The 19255-nt window shown below is 64.6% G+C and carries 17 protein-coding genes; 10 read left to right on the forward strand and 7 right to left on the reverse strand.

Annotated features, from left to right (window positions below; translation table 11 throughout):
- The first annotated feature begins 12 nt into the window (after positions 1 to 12).
- Positions 13 to 1137, forward strand: a complete 1125-nt coding sequence (locus tag RY1_RS22660) for a glycosyltransferase family 4 protein (RefSeq protein WP_072806317.1) — start codon at positions 13 to 15, stop codon at positions 1135 to 1137.
- A gap of 19 nt (positions 1138 to 1156) precedes the next feature.
- On the opposite strand, the gene RY1_RS22665 is transcribed toward RY1_RS22660, so the two are convergent.
- A complete protein-coding gene (locus tag RY1_RS22665; protein WP_072806318.1) occupies positions 1157 to 2953 on the reverse strand; it encodes an AMP-dependent synthetase/ligase in 1797 nt (598 codons plus the stop codon).
- A gap of 132 nt (positions 2954 to 3085) precedes the next feature.
- On the opposite strand from RY1_RS22665, the gene RY1_RS22670 reads away from it, so the two are divergent.
- The 6 genes from RY1_RS22670 to RY1_RS22695 all read left to right on the forward strand — a co-directional run bounded on the left by RY1_RS22670 (position 3086) and on the right by RY1_RS22695 (position 7694).
- Positions 3086 to 3478, forward strand: a complete 393-nt coding sequence (locus RY1_RS22670) for a polyketide cyclase / dehydrase and lipid transport (RefSeq protein ID WP_072806319.1) — start codon at positions 3086 to 3088, stop codon at positions 3476 to 3478.
- A 135-nt stretch (positions 3479 to 3613) separates the two neighbouring features.
- A complete protein-coding gene (locus RY1_RS22675; RefSeq protein WP_072806320.1) occupies positions 3614 to 4051 on the forward strand; it encodes an SRPBCC family protein in 438 nt (145 codons plus the stop codon).
- 35 nt (positions 4052 to 4086) lie between these two features.
- A complete protein-coding gene (locus tag RY1_RS22680) occupies positions 4087 to 5325 on the forward strand; it encodes an ArsA family ATPase (protein WP_084727752.1) in 1239 nt (412 codons plus the stop codon).
- A gap of 14 nt (positions 5326 to 5339) precedes the next feature.
- Positions 5340 to 5786 carry a hypothetical protein gene (locus RY1_RS22685; RefSeq protein ID WP_072806322.1) on the forward strand — a complete coding sequence of 149 codons (447 nt, stop codon included), beginning with the start codon at positions 5340 to 5342 and terminating at the stop codon, positions 5784 to 5786.
- A gap of 71 nt (positions 5787 to 5857) precedes the next feature.
- A complete protein-coding gene (locus RY1_RS22690; RefSeq protein ID WP_072806323.1) occupies positions 5858 to 6832 on the forward strand; it encodes an ROK family protein in 975 nt (324 codons plus the stop codon).
- A 139-nt stretch (positions 6833 to 6971) separates the two neighbouring features.
- Positions 6972 to 7694, forward strand: coding sequence for a lysophospholipid acyltransferase family protein (locus RY1_RS22695; RefSeq protein ID WP_072806324.1), 723 nt, complete (start codon positions 6972 to 6974; stop codon positions 7692 to 7694).
- A 53-nt stretch (positions 7695 to 7747) separates the two neighbouring features.
- Here RY1_RS22695 and RY1_RS22700 read toward each other — a convergent pair whose 3' ends face one another.
- Positions 7748 to 9040 carry a glycosyltransferase 87 family protein gene (locus RY1_RS22700; RefSeq protein WP_139279961.1) on the reverse strand — a complete coding sequence of 431 codons (1293 nt, stop codon included), beginning with the start codon at positions 9038 to 9040 and terminating at the stop codon, positions 7748 to 7750.
- Between the two features lie 153 nt (positions 9041 to 9193).
- Here RY1_RS22700 and RY1_RS22705 point away from each other — a divergent pair, with 153 nt between their 5' ends.
- Together RY1_RS22705 and RY1_RS22710 are read left to right on the forward strand one after the other, a co-directional pair.
- On the forward strand, positions 9194 to 9679 hold the full coding sequence (locus RY1_RS22705; RefSeq protein WP_072806409.1) for a polyadenylate-specific 3'-exoribonuclease AS: 486 nt from the start codon (positions 9194 to 9196) through the stop codon (positions 9677 to 9679).
- A 99-nt stretch (positions 9680 to 9778) separates the two neighbouring features.
- The gene (locus RY1_RS22710) at positions 9779 to 11167 is read left to right on the forward strand and encodes a class II 3-deoxy-7-phosphoheptulonate synthase (protein ID WP_072806326.1); all 1389 of its coding nucleotides are present in this window, start codon (positions 9779 to 9781) and stop codon (positions 11165 to 11167) included.
- Between the two features lie 10 nt (positions 11168 to 11177).
- On the opposite strand, the gene pknB is transcribed toward RY1_RS22710, so the two are convergent.
- Positions 11178 to 13184 carry a Stk1 family PASTA domain-containing Ser/Thr kinase gene (pknB, locus tag RY1_RS22715; RefSeq protein WP_072806327.1) on the reverse strand — a complete coding sequence of 669 codons (2007 nt, stop codon included), beginning with the start codon at positions 13182 to 13184 and terminating at the stop codon, positions 11178 to 11180.
- A 151-nt stretch (positions 13185 to 13335) separates the two neighbouring features.
- On the opposite strand from pknB, the gene RY1_RS22720 reads away from it, so the two are divergent.
- Positions 13336 to 13707, forward strand: a complete 372-nt coding sequence (locus tag RY1_RS22720; RefSeq protein ID WP_072806328.1) for an Rv2175c family DNA-binding protein — start codon at positions 13336 to 13338, stop codon at positions 13705 to 13707.
- On the opposite strand, the gene RY1_RS22725 is transcribed toward RY1_RS22720, so the two are convergent.
- The 4 genes from RY1_RS22725 to RY1_RS22740 form a co-directional block, all read right to left on the reverse strand.
- Positions 13679 to 14719: a phytoene/squalene synthase family protein gene (locus tag RY1_RS22725; protein WP_072806410.1), complete on the reverse strand. Its 1041-nt coding sequence runs from the start codon at positions 14717 to 14719 to the stop codon at positions 13679 to 13681. The two genes, RY1_RS22720 and RY1_RS22725, sit on opposite strands and share 29 nt — an antisense overlap.
- Entirely contained in the window at positions 14712 to 16343 is a 1632-nt protein-coding gene (locus RY1_RS22730; RefSeq protein WP_072806329.1) for an alpha-(1->6)-mannopyranosyltransferase A, read from the reverse strand. Before RY1_RS22730 ends, RY1_RS22725 begins: the two co-directional genes overlap by 8 nt.
- Positions 16344 to 16429: 86 nt before the next feature.
- Positions 16430 to 18058 (reverse strand): phytoene desaturase family protein, encoded by a 1629-nt coding sequence (gene crtI, locus RY1_RS22735; RefSeq protein ID WP_072806330.1) that lies wholly within the window; start codon positions 18056 to 18058, stop codon positions 16430 to 16432.
- A gap of 17 nt (positions 18059 to 18075) precedes the next feature.
- Entirely contained in the window at positions 18076 to 19215 is a 1140-nt protein-coding gene (locus RY1_RS22740; protein WP_084727754.1) for a polyprenyl synthetase family protein, read from the reverse strand.
- Positions 19216 to 19255: the final 40 nt, after the last annotated feature.

Below are 19255 nucleotides of genomic sequence, written 5' to 3' on the forward strand. Positions count from 1 at the left end.
TACGGTTGACCGATGCGTCGGACACTGCTGGTGACGAACGACTTCCCGCCACGTCCTGGCGGTATTCAGTCCTACCTGCACAGCTTCGCGTCGAGGTTCCCCGGCGACGAACTCGTGGTGTACGCGCCCCGGTGGCGCGGGGACAGCCACGTGAAGTTCGATGCGCGGCAACCTTTCGAGGTCGTCCGGCATCCGACCACGCTGATGCTGCCGACACCGCTGGTCGCGCGACGGGCCGCGGGACTGGTGAAGTCTCGTGAGTGCGACAGTGTCTGGTTCGGTGCGGCAGCGCCACTGGCGGTGATGGCTCCCGTGGTTCGACGCGCAGGCGCCGAGACGATCGTGGCGAGCACACACGGCCACGAGGTGGGGTGGTCGATGGTGCCGGGAGGGCGAGGAACTCTGCGGCTCATCGGCAATTCGGTGGATACGGTCACCTATGTCAGCAAGTACACGCGGGGTCGCTTCGCGTCGGCATTCGGTGCCCGCGCAGCCCTGGAACATGTTCCGCCCGGCGTCGACACGGACCGCTTCAGGCCCGATCCCGGTGCCCGCGAGGAGCTTCGCGCACGGTACGGGCTCGGGGCACGGCCGACCGTTCTGTGTCTGTCGCGGCTGGTTCCGCGTAAGGGCCAGGACTTCCTGATCAAGTCGATCGCGGGTGTGCGTGCTCGCATCGACGGTGCCGTTCTGGTGATCGTCGGCGGCGGACCGTACGAGGGAGCGCTGCGTGAGCTTGCAAGAAAGGAAGGCGTCGACGAGCACGTGATCTTCACGGGCACGGTACCTTCCGCCGAGCTGGCAGCCCATCACACGATCGCCGACGTCTTCGCCATGCCGAGCCGAACGCGAGGAGCAGGTCTCGACGTCGAAGGTCTCGGAATCGTCTATCTCGAAGCCTCCGCGTCCGGTGTGCCCGTCGTGGCCGGAATGTCCGGTGGAGCACCGGAAACCGTGGTGCAGAACAAGACCGGCATCGTCGTCGACGGCCGTTCGGTCGAGCAGATCACCGCCGCCCTCGTCGACGTACTGAGCGACCCGGCCCGCGCGGCCGGCATGGGTGCAGCCGGCCGCGCATGGGTCGAGAAGAGTTGGCGCTGGGACACTCTCGCGGAGCGGCTGCGCGCGCTCCTGTGATGGGCGGCGCAGCCGCATCTCACTTGGCGTAGATCGCCTCGATATCGTCTGCGTAGGACTTGGTGATGACGTTGCGCTTCAGTTTCATCGTCGGCGTCACTTCACCCGCTTCCTCGGTGAAGTCGGCCGGCAGAATCCGATACTTCTTGATCGCTTCGGCGTGCGAGACGGACTTGTTGGCCTCGGCCACTGCCGCATCGATCTCCGAGCGCAGGTCGGCGTCGTCGACGAGATCCGCGGGGCTCGCCTCGGCGGGCTTGTTGTGCGAGGACTTCCATCCCGTCAACGCATCCGCGTCGAGCGTCAACAGTGCACCGATGAACGGCTTCTGATCGCCGACGACGATGGCCTGGCTGATGAGAGCGTGCGCGCGAAGTTGGTCCTCCAGGCCGGCGGGGGAGACGTTCTTGCCGCCTGCGGTGACGATCAATTCCTTCTTGCGGCCGGTGATGGTGATGTATCCGTCGTCGTCGAGCGAGCCCAGATCCCCAGTGCGGAACCAGCCCTCGTCCAGTGCTTCGGCGCTCGCGTCGTCGTTGCGCCAGTATCCGGCGAACACGACAGGCCCGCGCAGTTGGATCTCGCCGTCGTCGGCGATGCGAACCGTGTTGCCCGGCAACGGTTGTCCGACACTGCCGACGTGTTGGCGGCCGATCGTGTTGACCGCGAAGGCGGCGCTGGTCTCGGTGAGCCCGTATCCCTCGTAGATCGGGACGCCGACACCGCGGTAGAAGTGACCGAGGCGGGCGCCGAGAGGAGCTCCACCGGAAATCGCCAACTGGCACCGGCCACCCAGTGCCGCACGGAGTTTCGAGTACACCAGCTTGTCGAACACGGCATGCTTGAGCCGGAGCACGATGCCGGGGCCGGAGTCCTGTGCGCGGCTCCACTCCACTGCCGTGTCGGCCGCCAGATCGAAGATCTTGCCCTTGCCGTCGGCGTGCGCATTCTGCTTGGCAGTGTTGAACACCTTCTCGAACACACGCGGAACCGACAGGATGAAGTCAGGCTGGAACTTGCCGAACGTCGACACCAGGTTCGGAATGTCGTTGGTATGGCCGACGGTGGTTCCCGCGTCGAAGGCCGCGATCGTGACCGCGCGTGCAAGAACGTGTGCAAGAGGGAGGAACATCAACGTCCGGCTGCCCTCCTTCAGCAGGTTCTTCAGGCTGGTCTCGCGGATTCCGCGTGACTCGGAGATGAGATTCGAGTGTGTGAGCTGAACACCCTTCGGACGTCCGGTGGTTCCGGACGTGTAGATGAGGGTGGCCGGATCCGAGGACTTCAGCGCTGCGACGCGTGCGGTCACCACGTCCTCGTTGATCTGGTTGCCCAGAGCTGTCAGTTCCGCAATTGCGCCCTCGTCACCGTCGATGCAGAACGTGCGGCGAACGGTCGGCGACGACGTGACGACCTCCGCGGTCGCTGCCAGCATGGACGGCGACTCCAGTAGGAGCAGTACCGGCTCGGCGTCGGACAGAATCCATTCGACCTGAGCGGCGGACGACGTTTCGTACACGGGAACGGTGACGCCGCCTGCGGACCAGATCGCATAGTCGAGCACCGACCACTCGTACCGGGTCGACGACATCAGCGCGACGCGATCACCCTGCCCGACGCCTGCCGCGATCAGGCCCTTGGCGATGTCAACCACCTGACCAGCGAATTCCAGTGCGGTGACGTCGGTCCAGGTTCCATCGACGACGCGTCGGAACGCGACCGAGGAAGGAGCGCTCACCCGACGTTCGAATACGGTGTCGACGGTCGACGCCCCGTCCTCGACTTCGAAGTGGGCGGGGACGGTGAACTCACGCACGGGTGACCTCCAACGGCGAATCGATAGCTCTACTCACGAGTAGCTCGGATTTGTCTTACTGTAGACCCGCTGTTCGAGCGCATCCGACTGCCTCGTGTGCGGCGTGGCGGGTCGATATGTGAAGCTCATCCGATGAGCAGTATCCAAGTGGCGGATCAAACCTTCATCGCGGCACCCGGCAGCAGGGTGTCCGAGGCGCTGTCTCCCCGTGACCGGTGGCGCCAGTGGTGGCCGGACCTGCGGCTGTCGGTGACCGAGGATCGCGGTGACAAAGGAATCCGGTGGGCCGTCGACGGTGCGTTGACCGGCACGATGGAGGTGTGGCTGGAGGCCGTCGATGTTCTCGACGGAGTCATAGTCCACTACTTCCTGCACGCCGAGCCCGGTTCGGGGCGTGAGCGGGTCGACCTCGGAGACGAGAGTCGTCGCCGAAGGTCCGCGGGCAAGGCGATGACGTTCGAGTTGAAGCGTCGGCTCGAGGCAGGTCGAGCGGCAGGAGAGCGTCCAGCGGACGCAACGAATTAGCCACACCGACGCGTGCCTGGCGCGAGCCCGTTGTGTGTTCGACCGAAGATCGTGTGTGATGAGTGAGAGCCGATGACGACCGTTCACGCCTGAGCGAGATCGGTACCGAACATGGAGAGGAAGCGGACTTTCAGCATGGCCGAGAAAACTCAGAGGTCGATCACCGTCGACGCTCCTTCCGCACAGGTGATGGACGTCATCGCCGACTTCGATGCGTATCCGTCCTGGGTCTCGGCGGCGAAGAACGTCGAGGTACTCGCCGTGGGTGCGAGCGGCCGCGCGGACCGGGTCAAGTTCGTCCTCGACGCGGGCATGGTCAAGGACACCTACGAGCTGCAGTACGAGTGGGCGGCCGACGGCAGCGCGGTCGCATGGGAACTGGTGTCCGGCGAGATGCAGAAGTCGCAATCGGGCTCGTACACCTTGAAGGACAACGGTAGCGGTGGCACCGAGGTCACCTACGAGTTGACCGTCGACCTCAACATTCCGATGATCGGGCTGTTCAAACGTAAGGCGGAGAAGGTCATCACCGACACCGCGCTCAAGGAACTGAAGAAGCGGGTCGAAGGCTGAGCGAAGCTCGCGCCGAAACCCACACCACGGTCCGGCTGTTCGTCGGCAAGGGTGGTGTGGGTAAGACGACGGTGGCTGCGAAAGCCGCGCTCGATGCGTCGCTGTCCGGTGAACGCACGTTGATCGTCTCGTTCGACCAGGCGCATTCGCTGCTCGACGTGATGGATGTGTCCGCGCCGAGCGCTCGACGCGGCAGTGTCGTGCCGGTGACAGAGCATCTCGATCTGATGGAGCTGGACACTTTAGCGCTGGTCGAATCGAGCTACCGCGCGCTCTCGGTGATCTTGGCGGTGGCGAAGACCGGGCACGAACACGGGGTCAGGTTCGGTGCGATAGACCCGGAGGAAGTCGTCGGTGCGCCAGGAGTTCAAGAGGTGCTCGGACTCGATCGCATAGTCGGACTCGTGGGCGAGAATCGTTGGGATGCAGTGTTCGTGGACCTTCCTGCGACCGCCGATGCGCTCCGTACCCTGCAGTTGCCGGACCTGGTGTGCGGATATCTCGACCGGCTGTGGCCGCAACACGATCGTGTCGTCGCAGGAACTGGAACCGACCCTCGCTTGACCGTGGTCGTGGCAATGGTGGAGAGAGTCGCCGCGACCGCCGAAGGTGTACGTGACCTTTTGTTCGACAGTGAGCGCACGTCCGCGACCCTGGTGGTCACGCCCGAGGCGGTCGGCCTGGCCGAAGCGCGACGGACGTTGTCCGCTGCGGCCCTCATGGGCCTCGGCATCGATACCGTGATCGTGAACAAGGTTCTCCCGAACCTGAATTCGGCCTCCATCGGTCTGGTCGGTGCGCACCCAGCTGTCTTCTGGTTCGAGGGATGGCGCGCCTCCCAACAGTCGGTTCTCACCGACATCACGCAGGCGGCAGCGCATCTGTCGGTAGTGATCGTCGAGCGAGCTCCCCATGAACCGGTAGGGTTGGCCTCTCTCGGCGCATTGGTGTCGGAGAACGAGCACGAGCCTTCGCCGCGAGCTCCAGGGCTGTTCGCGCGCGCGAATCGGCGTGACAGCAGGACGGTTGTGGCACACGAGTCGGGGGCGGGGTTGGAGTCGGTGTACACGATGACGATGCATCTGCCGGTCGTGGATCCGTCGACACTGACGCTCGGTCGGGTGGAGGACGATGTGATCATCGGTGCAGACGGTGCGCGTACCCGTGTGCGACTGGCGTCGGTACTGCGTCGATGCGAGGTGGTCGGTGCCGAATTCGACGCCGAGGATCTGGTGGTTCGGTTCATGCCCGATCCGAATGTGTGGCCGGCGTGAGAACGGAGACATAGGTGACCTCCGAACATTCGGACGTGGCCGCTGAACTCTGGGCGCTGGCGGAAACCGTTCTCACTCGGCTCGAGCCGATGCTGCGGCGGGCGGTCGAGGAACAGGCGACAGCGACGCAACAAGGGTGCAGTTGGTGCCCGGTGTGCGCACTCGCCGCCTTGCTTCGAGGTGAGCAGCACGATCTTCTGACATTCGCCGCAACCGAGGGTGCAACCATCGTCGCGATGATCCGTCAGTTGGTGGCCGAGCATTCCGGGAATCCGCAGACACGCGAGAGCGGCGAAGCGGCGACTTCGACGCCGCACGCGAATCCGACCGCCGGTGATTCGGGCCACAGCGACGACTCGACTATTGCGCCCGACACGGATGACCCGGTAGTTCGACGGGCAGGATTCGTACCGATTACGGTGGACGTCAAGAAGCAGTCGCCGGAGGATCGAGACCGCTGAACATCCGATCTCGCGATCGGGAGATCACATCGTACGGCCGTTTCGGGGGCGGCAGAGAAAGGGTCGAACACATGAAGCGGCAGCGTGATGCCCTGAGCATCGGAATCGATGTCGGCGGTACCAGCCTCCGTGCGTCGGTCGTCGATTCGAACGGTCAAGTGATCGACTCGACGCAGTCGCCCACGCCGCATTCCGCTCGTGCCCTCGAGCGAGGCTTGGACCGTGCTGTCAAGGAATTGGCTGCACGACACCCGGTTTCGGCGGTGGGCTTGGCAGTCGCAGGTTTCGTCAACTCGGACCGGACGTCCGTCCGCTTCGCGCCTCATCTCCCGTGGGTGAACACCCCTGTTGCAAAACAGATGAGTGAAAGAATCGGCCTGCCGGTAGTTCTCGAGCACGACGCGAACTCGGCGGCGTGGGCAGAGTATCGATTCGGCGCTGCGGCGGATGGACGCAACGTGGTCATGGTCGCGATCGGTACCGGTATCGGAGCTGCGTTGCTGATCGACGGTCGGATCTACCGCGGAAGCTACGGCGTTGCGCCCGAACTCGGTCACATACAGGTCGTTCCCGATGGCCGCGCGTGTCCGTGCGGGAAGCGCGGTTGTTGGGAAAGGTATTGCAGTGGAACGGCTCTCGTCGACACTGCGGTCGAGTTCCTGGCCTCGGACCAAGGGTCGTCGACAATTCTGGCCAGAGACGTCTTTCTCGATCCCGGTTCTCTGACCGGCCGTCGCATCGCATCGGCCGCACAGGAGGGTGACGAGATCGCTCGTCGAACCATGGAGGATTTCGCCCGCTGGCTCGGTATGGGGCTTGCGTTGGTCAGTGATGTCTACGATCCGGATCTGATCGTCATCGCCGGAGGTGTCGCGACGTCCTCCAGTCAATTCCTCGATCAGGCGCGTGAGCACTACGGACGGCTGATCACCGGTGCGGGTCACCGACCGCTGGCACAGATCCGAAGTACGCAACTCGGTGAGGCGGCCGGAATGATCGGTGCAGCGGACCTTGCGCGGTCGGAGTTTCTCACCTCATCTCGGTAGTGTGTGACCTCGGTCCCGACCCCGGCGTTGTTGTGGCTGGCGTCATAAACGATAGGTAGAGTCACCGACGGATCCACGTGTGCGAAGCAGACACGTATCGCTCCGCTTGCCATGACAGAATCGAATCAGGAAGGACGCCATGTGGTACTGGCTGTTCAAGTACGTCCTCATCGGTCCAATCCTGATCGCGTTGGGTAGACCGACGGTCGAAGGTGTCGAGAACATTCCGACCCGCGGGCCCGTGATTCTCGCGAGCAATCACCAAGCCGTCCTCGACTCGTTCTACTTGCCGTTGAGGGTGCCTCGCAGAATCACGTTTCTCGCCAAGAGCGAGTACTTCACCGGCACCGGGTTCAAGGGTGCGTTCCAGAAGTGGTTCTTCACCGCAGTCGGACAGGTGCCGATCGACAGAACAGGCGCCGATGCAGCACAGGACGCTCTCGACGCAGGTGCACGTGTCATATCGAAGGGCAAGATTCTCGGTATCTACCCGGAGGGCACGCGGTCGCCCGACGGTCGTCTGTACAAAGGCAAGACCGGCATGGCGCGATTGGCCCTGCAGACCGGAGTTCAGGTGGTCCCGGTGGCCATGATCGGAACCGACAAGATGAATCCGATCGGTTCCAGGGTGTGGCGACCGGCGAAGATCACCATCAAGATCGGAAAGCCGATCGACTTCTCTCGCTTCGACGGAATGGCCGGGAACCGATTCGTCGAACGCGCGGTGACGGACGAGGTCATGTACGACCTGATGTTGCTGTCGGGTCAGGAATACGTCGACGTGTACGCAGCGTCGTTGAAGAAGCCGATTTCCCGCCCCGAATCCAGTGCCGATCGCCTTCCGGACTCCAAGGCAAGCTGATCCGGGGGACGCGGTGACGCCCTGATGGCGTGACGCCCCGACACTGTCAGAACCTACGGGCTCACTACGGCACCGGATCTCGGTGCGGACTTCGCATCGAGATCGGGTGTGCCAGGCTCGCGCGCGGTAGGCCAGGTCACGGATGCGACGGCGACGATGGCGGCGATACCCCACCAGACGTAGGACGAGGCTGCCAGCTGGTCCCACAGGGGCCAGTCGAGTCCGGAGGAGCGGCCGATCGCAAGGCCCCAGTGCGGAGCGAAGTGCATCAGTACCGCTCCGATTCCGACGAAACACAGTACGAGTGCATTCTTTCGTCGATAGGCCAGGGTTGCGAGCGCCACCATGAACGGCACGACCCACACCCAGTGATGCGACCAGGACACCGGGGAGACCAGCAGCCCGAACATCGCGTTCACGCCGAGTCCGAGGGCGGTCTGGTTCGCCGCGAAAGCTTTTCGCATCGCGAAGAACGTGAGCACCAGCAGGCCGAACGACACGGCGATCCACGTCGCCGAGCGGATCGAGTCCTCGAGCCCCAGCCGTGCGAGCACGCCGCTGATGCTCTGGTTGGCCGGGTACGCAGGCCGACCGATTCGGTCCGAGTCGACGAGTGTTTGCGTCCAGTACTGGAGGGAATCGGAGAACGTCACCGCAAATCCGAGTGCGGTGAACGCAGCAAAACTGATCCCGGAGACGACGGCCGCGCGAAAGTCCTTGCGAAACAGGAAGAACAGGACGAACACGGCGGGGGTGAGCTTTACCGCGGCGACGAAGCCGATGAGAACGCCTCGCGGCCACGGCGTCTTGCGCGGTAGGCAGTCCGCGGCGACGAACGCCATGAGGATGATATTGATCTGCCCGTAGTCGAACGTCGAGAACACCGGCTCGAGAATCATCGACACCGCGAACACAGCGCCCGCAACCCACAGCAGCACTGTGCGAGGTGCGACTCCCAACGACACCAGCGTCAGCACGATAGTGCCGAACAGCAAGGTCAACGACACCGCGGTGACGACGATGCCCGCCCAGTGCAACGAGATCATCGACAGTGGACCGAAGATCGTTGCTGCGATGGGGGGATAGGTGAACGGCAGGGTGTTGCCGATGGCCGTCGGCGGCATCTGGCCGTACAGCGGTGAGCCGGAGACGAATACGCGGCCGCCGAGTCGATACACGTCGAGGTCGATACGGTAGTAGTCCCCGAGTGCCCGCAGTCCAGGCAACCCCACCAGGTTGTACGCCAACCCTGCGACGACGGCGAGCACGATGACGACGCACACGAGTGGAATCGCTCGTCTCGACAGTGCGGCACGACGACGAAGGCCGACGTCCGTCGCCGACACATCGGAGTCGAGCGGCGTGGTGATGTCGGATGACGTCAAGGAACTTCCTATCGATACGGTTGAACTTCGCTGGCAGTGAAACGTCGTTCGCAGTGGAACTTCGCCGACGGTCGAAGTGTTCTCGACGTCGGCGCTCGGGCTAGTCTGTCGTTCGTGCGCTACTTCTACGACACCGAGTTCATCGAAGATGGTCGCACGATCGAGCTGGTCTCGATCGCGGTCGTATCCGAAGAAGGCCGCGAGTTCTATGCGGTCTCGTCCGAGTTCGACCCCGAACGTGCCGGGAAGTGGGTTCGACGCAACGTCTTGCCCAAGCTGCCACCGTACTCGTCGCCGCTGTGGATGAGTCGGACCCGGATCCGGGAAGAACTGCTCCAATTTCTGGTTCCGACCCCCGGTTCGGAGGTCGAGCTCTGGGCATGGGTCGCTGCGTACGATCACGTCGCACTGTGTCAGCTCTGGGGTTCGATGACGGAATTGCCGCGATCGCTTCCACGTTTCACTCGCGAGCTCCGGCAGCTGTGGGAGGACCGTGGCAGCCCGTACCTGCCGCCGGCCCCTGACGACGCCCACGACGCACTTGCCGACGCTCGTCACAATCTCGCGAAGTTCGAGGCGATCCAGGCCGCATCGGTCTGAGAGACCCGAGCCCTGACAGTCGAGCCCTGAGAGCCGGGGTCCGACTGCACCGGGGGAGCCGACCGCCGCCGGTTTGCGGCAAGCGAATATCCTGGGCACGTGAACTGGACTGTCGACGTACCCATCGATCGCTTGCCCGAGCTTCCGCCGTTGTCGCCGTCGTTGCGGTCTCAGCTCGACGAGGCGCTGGCGAAGCCAGCGGCTCAACAGCCGCAGTGGGACGCCGACCAAGCCGCCGACATGCGCAAGGTTCTCGAGAGCGTACCGCCGATCACGGTCGCGAGTGAGGTCGAATCGCTGTCCGACCAACTAGCTGCCGTCGCCCGTGGCGAAGCGTTCCTCCTGCAGGGCGGCGACTGTGCCGAGACGTTCGTCGACAACACCGAGCCGCACATCAAGGGCAACATCAGGACCCTGCTTCAGATGGCAGTCGTGTTGACCTACGGCGCGAGCATGCCGGTGGTCAAGGTGGGTCGCATCGCCGGGCAGTATGCCAAGCCTCGCTCGTCGGACACCGACGCACTCGGTTTGAAGTCGTACCGCGGCGACATGGTCAACTCGCTCGTCGCCGACGAAGGCGTGCGCCGCCACGATCCGTCACGTCTGGTTCGCGCATATGCCAACGCGAGTGCCGCGATGAACCTCGTCCGAGCGCTCACCGGCGCTGGGATGGCCGACTTGCACAAGGTTCACGACTGGAACCGTGAGTTCGTGCAGAGTTCGCCTGCCGGGGCGCGCTACGAGGCTCTTGCAGGCGAGATCGATCGTGGGCTGCGGTTCATGGATGCCTGCGGTGTGACGGATCCGAAACTCGAGACCGCACAGATCTTCGCCAGTCACGAGGCGTTGGTGCTGGACTACGAGCGCGCGATGCTGCGCCTGGACAACGCCGATGCCGACGAGCCCAAGCTGTACGACCTGTCTGCACACTTCCTGTGGATCGGCGATCGAACCAGGCAGCTCGACGGCGCGCACATTGCGCTAGCGGAGCTGATCTCCAACCCCATCGGTCTGAAGATCGGTCCCACGACGACGCCCGAGATGGCACTCGAGTACGTCGAGCGGCTGGATCCGACCAACAAGCCGGGCCGACTCACGCTCATCTCGCGGATGGGGAACGGCAAGGTGCGCGATCTGCTGCCTCCGATCATCGAGAAGGTCCAGGCGTCCGGGCACCAGGTCATCTGGCAGTGCGATCCCATGCACGGAAACACGCACGAGGCGTCGACCGGATACAAGACACGTCACTTCGATCGGATCGTCGACGAAGTTCAGGGGTTCTTCGAGATCCATCGCGCCCTCGGAACGCACCCGGGCGGCATACACGTCGAGCTCACCGGAGACGACGTCACCGAGTGCCTCGGTGGCGCGCAGGACATCTCGGACCTCGACCTGTCGGGACGCTACGAGACCGCGTGCGACCCGCGGCTCAACACCCAGCAGTCCCTGGAGTTGGCGTTCCTCGTCGCCGAGATGCTCCGCGGCTGAAATCCAACCGCTAGGGCAGGGATACGAGGGACACCGACGAGCCCGGTGCGACTCTGGTACCCGGGCTCGGGTTCTGGGTGATCACCAGCGACCCGTCGGTGTCCACCACCTGCCGTACCTTGACGTCCAGCTCGAGTGTCTGCAGCACATCACGGGCAGATCCGACCGATCGGCCGAGAAGTGACGGCACCGTGATCGCGTTCGACACCGTCAATCGGATCGAACTGCCGGCTGTCACCGACGCACCGACCTTCGGGTCACTGCTGACGACGTGGCCGCCGTCGACGCGTTTGTCGAACTCGACGTCCGTGCCCGACACCGAGATTCCGACCGTGGCCAGTGCGGCAGTCGCGTCGCTCTCGGTCATGTTCTCGATGTCGGGAACATCGACGGGGGGAGCGCCCTTGGACCGAAGAATCTTGACGGTGTCTCCGACGGAGAGCGCCGTGCCGGGGGCGGGGTCCAACGCGGCCACGCCGCCGACAGGCGCGGTGGTGCTGAATGCTTCGCCCCCGTCGGTGGGGTCGAACGTTCGGTCGCGGAGTAGTTGCTGCATGTCACCGATGGCGATGTTCGGTGCGATGTCGGGGACGGTGGGTCGACCGAGTGACGTCAGGAGAAAGACCGTGCTGCCCTTGGTGATACGTGATCCGGACGTCGGGTCGGTCCCGATGAGCGAGTCGGCGGGGGCTGTGTCGGAATAGGTGCCTCGCGTGGCCACCGTCAATCCTGCGGATTCGAGCTCCGACGTCGCGCCTGTGAGATCGAGCCCCTCGACGAGCGGAACGGACGTGTACCGACCGGACCCCATCCACCAGCCGCCTACACCGACGAGCACTGCCAGCAGGGCGACGATGGTGAGCCATATGACGATTGCTCGACGCGACCGCTGCCGGTCGGCGGCGAAATCGGGGAACTGGTACTGACCTCGCGCCGGCGGTGAGTCGTCGATGTCGTGTTCGCCCCGCGACGTCGGGGCTGTGTGCACACGTGTGTGTTGAAGCCCCGCTGCCGGTCGCGGAGAGTGCGCCTCCGATGCAGGTGCGCTCACCACCTCGGTGGCAGGCGCGTCGGGCAGGTCGTGACGCTGGCCGGCGAAGGTCGTCGGCGCACCGAGTGCGGCTGCACTGCGGTGTTCGGCCGACTTCTTCGGTGCGGGCACTCGATAGGGCGGCAGTTCCAACCGTGCGCACACACCGCGCAAGGCGCGTGCCATCTCGTCGGCGTTCTGATACCGACCCGCTGGGTCTCGAACGGTCGCCCGTCGAACGAGGTCGTCGAACTCGGGCGGAACACCGGCTATGAGGCTGCTCGGTCTCGGCACGTCGTTGTCGATGCGTTGGTACGCGATGGACAGCGAGGTGTCTCCGGTGAAGGGCGCCCGGCCGGTGAGCAGCTCGAACAGTACGACGCCTACGCCGAACACATCACTGCCTGCGTTCGCGGATCCGACGGTCACCTGCTCGGGGGAGAGATACGCGGCAGTGCCGAGAATCACGCTGCTGGAGGTGGCGTTCGACGCGGCGACAGCTCGAACAAGTCCGAAGTCGGCGATCTTCACATCACCCGAATCCGAGATCAGGATGTTCTCGGGTTTGATGTCGCGATGCACGAGCCCTGCCCTGTGCGCGGTCCCCAGCGCGTCCAGTACCGGCCGCAGTACTGCCGCAGCTGCGTGTGGAGGCATCGGTCCGCGCTCACGCAGCAGCTCTCGAAGTGTGCCTCCCTCGACGAGTTCCATGACGAGGAACGCGTACTCGCCGTCGCGCCCGTGGTCGTACACCGCGACGAGACCTGGATTGGTCAACCGAGCGACTGCACGCGCCTCGAACTCGAATCGAGCCACGAACTGGGGATCGTCGGCGAACTTCGGATCCATTATCTTGACCGCGACGGGTCGATCCAGCCGCGTGTCCAGAGCGCGGTAGACCGTCGACATCCCTCCACGTGCAATCGGCGCATCTATGCGATAGCGCCGATCCAACAACGAACCCGCTGACGCGGACCCAACTGACATCACCTGAGGAACACCTCCTTCGAAAGTCGCTACCGGACGATGGTAGCCAGCGCAGATATCGTCTCTGTCTCAGCCGGAGACGACCCTGTGGGCGGGCTTTTCGTAACCAGCGCTTTTCTGATCCAGGGACGAACCCGTTAACGTTACCGGAGTGAGCACTATCCCTTACTCCGACGACGTCCTCGACCCCGCCGAGTCTCTGATGCAGTTGACGGACGTCAGCAAGGCGCTCGGGGTGCCCAAATCACGCGTCGAGCAGATGCTGCGTGATCGCCTACTCATCGCGGTGAAGCGAAATCGGGTTCCTGGAGTTCCCGAGGTATTCCTCGACACGAGCGACGGCACGATCGTCAAGGGCCTCCCGGGGCTGCTGGCAGTGCTGCACGATGGTGGATTCGAAGACGAAGAGGCCCTGCGCTGGCTTTTCGCGGAGGACGAGAGTTTGCCCGGCCGTCCGGTCGACGCGCTGCACGGCGACTTGATGCGAGAGGTGATCAGGCGCGCTCAGGCAATGGCGTTCTGATCTTCCCGCGTCCCCTGATCGTGCCTCGTGCGGTGATCCATCCCGCAGCCGCGAGGCCGGGAGCCGCGACGGACAGGCGACGCCATCCTGGAACACGTGCGCGCTGGCGTAGAACTCGGTAACCGCTGTCCTCGACTTCGCGCAATATGTCGCCGTACAGCGTGAATGCGGTGCGCATGCCAGGTCGAACCGCAGGGGCGAGCATGTCGATGCCCGGTTCGGCCGTGCGATACATCGCCCGAGTGTGCGCGATCAGGTGGGCAAGTGCGCGTTCGACACGTGGATCGGTCCGGTCGGTGGCTCTGCTCTCGCGCAGCACGTCTTCGTCGACGCCGAATGCAGCGAGCTCCTCGGTCGGGAGATAGATTCGATCGCGGTCGAGGTCCTCGCCCATGTCGCGGATGAAATTGGTCAGTTGGAAGGCCTCGCCGAGAGCGGCCGCTGGTCCCTCGGCGACGTCTCGATCGACGGTCGTGCCGAGGATCGGCAGCATCTGCAATCCGATGACGGCCGCAGAACCGTACATGTACTCGGACAGCTCGGTCATGGTCCGGTAGCGCGAGACGAACATCGGCGTTCCCGGAATGTCCATTCGCATCGAATGAAAGAACGCGTAGTAGTACTCGTGCGGAATACCGTACCGATCGGTGGTGTCGACCAGCGCTGCGAGCACCCGGTCGGAGCGACTCGCGCTCAACGTATCTCCGGCGAGGGCGGCACGAACGCGGCGCTCGAGGACGTCCAGCTTGGCTGCTGCTTGCCGATCCACCGTGGACACGCCTGCCGTGTCCGGGGGGAGATCAGGCAGTTCTACATCGGCCGAGTTCACGTCGACATCGACGATGTCGTCGACCATGCGGGCAAAGCCGTACAGCGCGTGCACTGCAGGTCTCTTGTCCGTGGGGAGCAGCCTCGTGGCGAGGAAGTACGTCTTGCCGTGCTGCGCGTTCAGGTCACGGCAGATCACGTACGCGTCGTGGAGCGCGGGATCGATGCCGTCGAGTTCACCCACGGTCGGCGGTACTCGCTTCGGCTTCACGAGCGACTCCGGTCGAGGACCTGGAGCGGAGTCGGAGGGGATCGACTCGGGTCAGCGACAGCGCGGCGACGACAGCGGCGAACGTCGCCAGTGCAACGTGCGCAACGGTGTACAACCCGATGGATCCGTCGGGACGGAAGACCAGCATGAGCCACGTCGACAACCCGACGAGAATCATCAGGGTGCGAGGCGACAACGCGAACCCGGCGGCAAGCGCCAGTGGCCACGAGTAGTACCAGGGCAGCGCGGCGGGGGACAACACCACCACTGCGACCAGGGTGATCAAGATGCCCTTGACGGCGTCGCGCTCGGTGCGCCGGTACAACCACCACGTCCCGAGAATCACCACGACGAGGACTATCGCGCACAGCATGCGAGTCACCTCGAGTACCGGGGCGAGGCGAACGTCGAGGAACCACGACGTGCTGACGGTGACGAGGTGCGCGAGGATGGTGGGCAGCGACAGCCAGTTGATGATCTTCGCGGAACCCGACAACGCGGTGAGCCAGCCGATTCCGACGCCTGCGACTGCGGAGGCGATTGCGAACACAGCGGCGAAGACCCCGAAACCGATGCCTGCGGTTTTGGCGAATGCCGCAACAGGAGACATCGGTTTCCGATGCTCCTCGATGGCCTGACGACGTTCGTGAATCATCCAGATCCAGACCAGGAACGGCAGCGCTAGACCTGCGGTTGCCTTGATGGCGACGCCGATGGCCACGAGCGCTATTCCACCGACGTGATGCCGCTCGAGAACGAGGACGATACCTGCGGTCATCAGCCCGACCATCAGAAGTTCGTTGTGCACACCCCCGATGAGATGGATCAGCACGAGCGGGTTGAGGACGGCCAACCACAGCGCAAGAGCAGGTTTACCGCCGAGATGTCCGGCCAGTCGTGGCACCGCCCACACCATCAATGCCAGTCCGGGGAGCATCGTCACGCGCAGCAGCATCGTGCCTGCGATGACATTGTCTCCGGTGACCGCGGTGATCGCCTGCCCGAGCAGGAGGAACAGAGGTCCGTACGGCGCTGTCGTCGTCGTCCAGACGTTGCTGACGTTGTCGAGGAGTATTCCGGGGTTCGCCACGGGCCCAACGGCGTACGGGTCGAACCCGTCGCGTAGCAGCGCGCCCTGCGCAAGGTAGGAGTATGCGTCGCGGCTGAACATGGGTACCGCCAACAGCAGCGGAGCTGTCCATGCGGGCACCACCCAGCGGAGTTCACCGAGCGTCGTGCGCCCACCCAGAGTTGCTCGGCCCAGACGAACCCACGCGATGATCATGAACAGCACGCCCAGCCAGACGAAGATGCTGGACAGAACCAGGCCGTGCCCGAAACGGAGCCATGACAGATGCATCGACTCGAGTAACGGATCTCGTCGCCGTACACTCCCAGCTCCGAAACCGCCGAACGTGATAAGAATCGCACCGACAACACCGAGCAGGGCAGCGTGGCCTTCGGGGCTACGGAGAAAGAGGGAAAGCCTGCGTACTCGCGAGGGCGACGCAGGCGCCGCTGCGTCGACGGGCGCCCCGTCGGCGGGCTCGGAATCGGCAGCACCCGAGGTAGCAGCACTCGACGAGATCGAGGACATTGCCGGGTCATTCTCCTCTCGGGTGGGGACGAAACTGGGGGCAGAGGGGGCGAACAAGAGTGCTCGACCGGCGGACCGGAGCCAGTTTAGTGGCTACCTCCGTCGTCTCCGAACAACGACGCCTTCGGTCGGGGCGCACCGAGTGGTCCGACGACACGTTCAGCGGCAAGTCTGCCCGATACGAGGACTGTCGGCACGCCGACACCCGGAGTGGTTCCCGACCCGGCCAGGACCACGTTGTCCAGGCCCTCGACGACGTTCTTGCGACGAAACGGCCCGGTCTGGCGGAACACGTGAGCCGACGAGAACGGTGAGCCGTGCAGCATCCCGCGGTCGAGCCACGTACGTGGTGTGTCGAGATGGTCGACGGTCATGTCGGTAGTGAGACCTCGGTACCCTCGCTGCTCGAGCACACCCTGTATCTCACGCATGTAGGGACGCCCGAGGCGCGCCCAATCGAGCGGGGCGCTCGCGAGGTTGGGGCACGGCGCCAGAACCGAAATCGGCTCGCACATCACACCGTCCCGCATGATGCGGAGCGTCGGATCGGTGACCGATGGTCGGGTGATGAGCAGCGAGGGGTCGTCCATCAGTTGTCCGCGGCCACGCCGTGCGGTGATCCGTGCGAAAGTTTGCGCCCATGCATCGCCGAAGTCGATGGTGTGATGCGCCGACGTCGGCCACGTGTCCGTCACCCGGATCGGCACGGTCCCGTGGAACACGACCGCGGACGGCGAGACCACCGAGTATCCGCGTCGCCGGCCGCGGGAGGTGACTCCGGCTCGGTCGAGAAGCCGATCCACGACGGGAAGATCGGGCGTGAGTACCACGGCGTCGCACGGAAAGCTGCGACCGTCCGCAACCTCGACTGCGGTGACGCGCCCGCCCTCGACGGTCAGCCCGTTCACCTCGGCATCGGTGATCAGAATTCCACCGCTGCGTACGAATGCGTCCGACATCGCCGCGGCGATGGTCGACATTCCACCGGCCGGAAAGTACACGCCCATGGACGTGTCCATGTGCGCTATGGCGCCGTACACCGCCAGCGCTTTCGATGGTGCCATTCCGGCGTACAGGGCCTGGAACGTGAAAACCCGCTGCAGCCTCTCGTCCTTCAGGAACGATCCGACCCGGGCTCCGAGGCGACCGAAGCCGCCGAGGGCCGCGAGCGTCGCGGTGTCCCGCAGTGCCGACCGGGTCGAGACGAGGTCGAGTGGTGAATCGAAGTTCGAGTCGATGAATCGGTCGAACTCCGCGTCGAAGATCGATGCCAGCCACCGTCGCAGGCGGCGGTAACCGTCGGCCTCGGCGTTGCCGCACGCTCGTGCCACCTCGGCACTCATCAGTTCGGGGTCGGAGAACACATCGATGTGGCTGCCGTCCGCGTAACGGGTGTGATAGCTGGGGGAGAGCTTTTCGAGGCGGATCGGCGGCGTCGTGCTCGCGAAGGTTTCTCGGACGGCGGCGAGTGCGGAACCGATCAGCTCGGGCATGGTCAGCACACTTGCGCCGTTGTCGATGTCGTACAGCGGCTTCCCGTCGGCACCGGGCACCGTGTACGTCCCGACTCGGCCGCCGACGGTGCTGGAGAGTTCGAGCACGGTCACGCGCTTGCCCGCTCCCGTCAGATGCAGCGCCGCGGACAGGCCTGCAAGTCCTGCGCCGACGACGACGACGGAGTCGACTGGGCCTGGAATCGATCGTGCTGACGGCATGTGTGTCCCCGGTCCGATCAGTACTGTCGTTGAGTTGCGGACACGGCCATTGCGCGTAGACGTGCTGCGGCGCCCGGTTCGACGGTGCTGCCGTCCAACGTGCCCAGTGCCCGCTCGGTGAGTTCGGTGATGCGTCGTTCGACGTCGTCGACGGCGCCGAGTTCGGTCAGCGCGGTCCGAATGGCGCGGATGTCGTCTTCGGCGAGATCGGCGTCGCCAAGGCTGGTACGCAGCAGCGCAGCCAGGTCCGGTCGGTCCCGGTCGGCCAGTTGCATGCCGACGGCCATCAGCACTGTTCGTTTTCCCTCGCGGATGTCGTCGCCCGACGGTTTGCCGGTGACGCCCGGATCACCGAAAACGCCGAGCAGGTCGTCACGGAGCTGAAATGCCGACCCGATGTCGGAGCCGAACGCCCGGTAGCTCTCGACCAGCTCGCTCGGTGCACCGGCCAGCAGTGCACCGAGGTGAAGTGGGCGCTCGACGGTGTACGCGGCCGTCTTGAAACGGTTGACACGCATGGCGGCGTCCACCGATTCGTCGAGCCCGGCCTCGGCTTCGATATCGAGCAGTTGACCACCGAGCACTTCGGTACGCATCGACGACCACACAGGTGAGATCCGCGCCGCGGTGTCGGAGTCGAGACCGGCTTCACGCAGCATGTCGTCGGCCCAGCACAGTGCGAGGTCTCCGAGAAGGATTGCTGCGGATTCTCCGAACCGCTCGGCCGAACCCGACCACCCGAGACCACGGTGCCGGTCCGCGAAGCCGATGTGGACCGTCGGGTAGCCGCGCCGCGTGACGGAGGCGTCGATGATGTCGTCGTGAATCAGTGCGCACGCCTGGATCAGTTCCAGAGATGCGCAGGCGCGCAACACCGACGGTGCGCTGGTACTGCTTCGATCGCCTCCAGCGCCCAGCCATGCCGTCCACGCGAATGCAGGCCGAATCCGCTTTCCGCCGCGCAGGACGAAGGCAACGAGGTCTTCGACGGCCGCTGGGTATCCACCGCCTACGGCCGCGACCTGAGGCCGTTTGGACGCGAAGAAGGCTTCGAGGGCCGACTCGACGAGGGTGGCGGGATTCGCGGTCGCGTCGTGTACGGCGAAGTCGTGTTCTGTCGATTCGCGAGTGGTGTGCGAGGTCAGGTCTCCGGACAGGGGATCCTCCAGTCGAGCGCGGGCGGTCTAGCCCCGCCAA

It is taken from the genome of Rhodococcus yunnanensis NBRC 103083 (genome assembly GCF_001895005.1).
Lineage (GTDB): Bacteria > Actinomycetota > Actinomycetes > Mycobacteriales > Mycobacteriaceae > Rhodococcoides > Rhodococcoides yunnanense.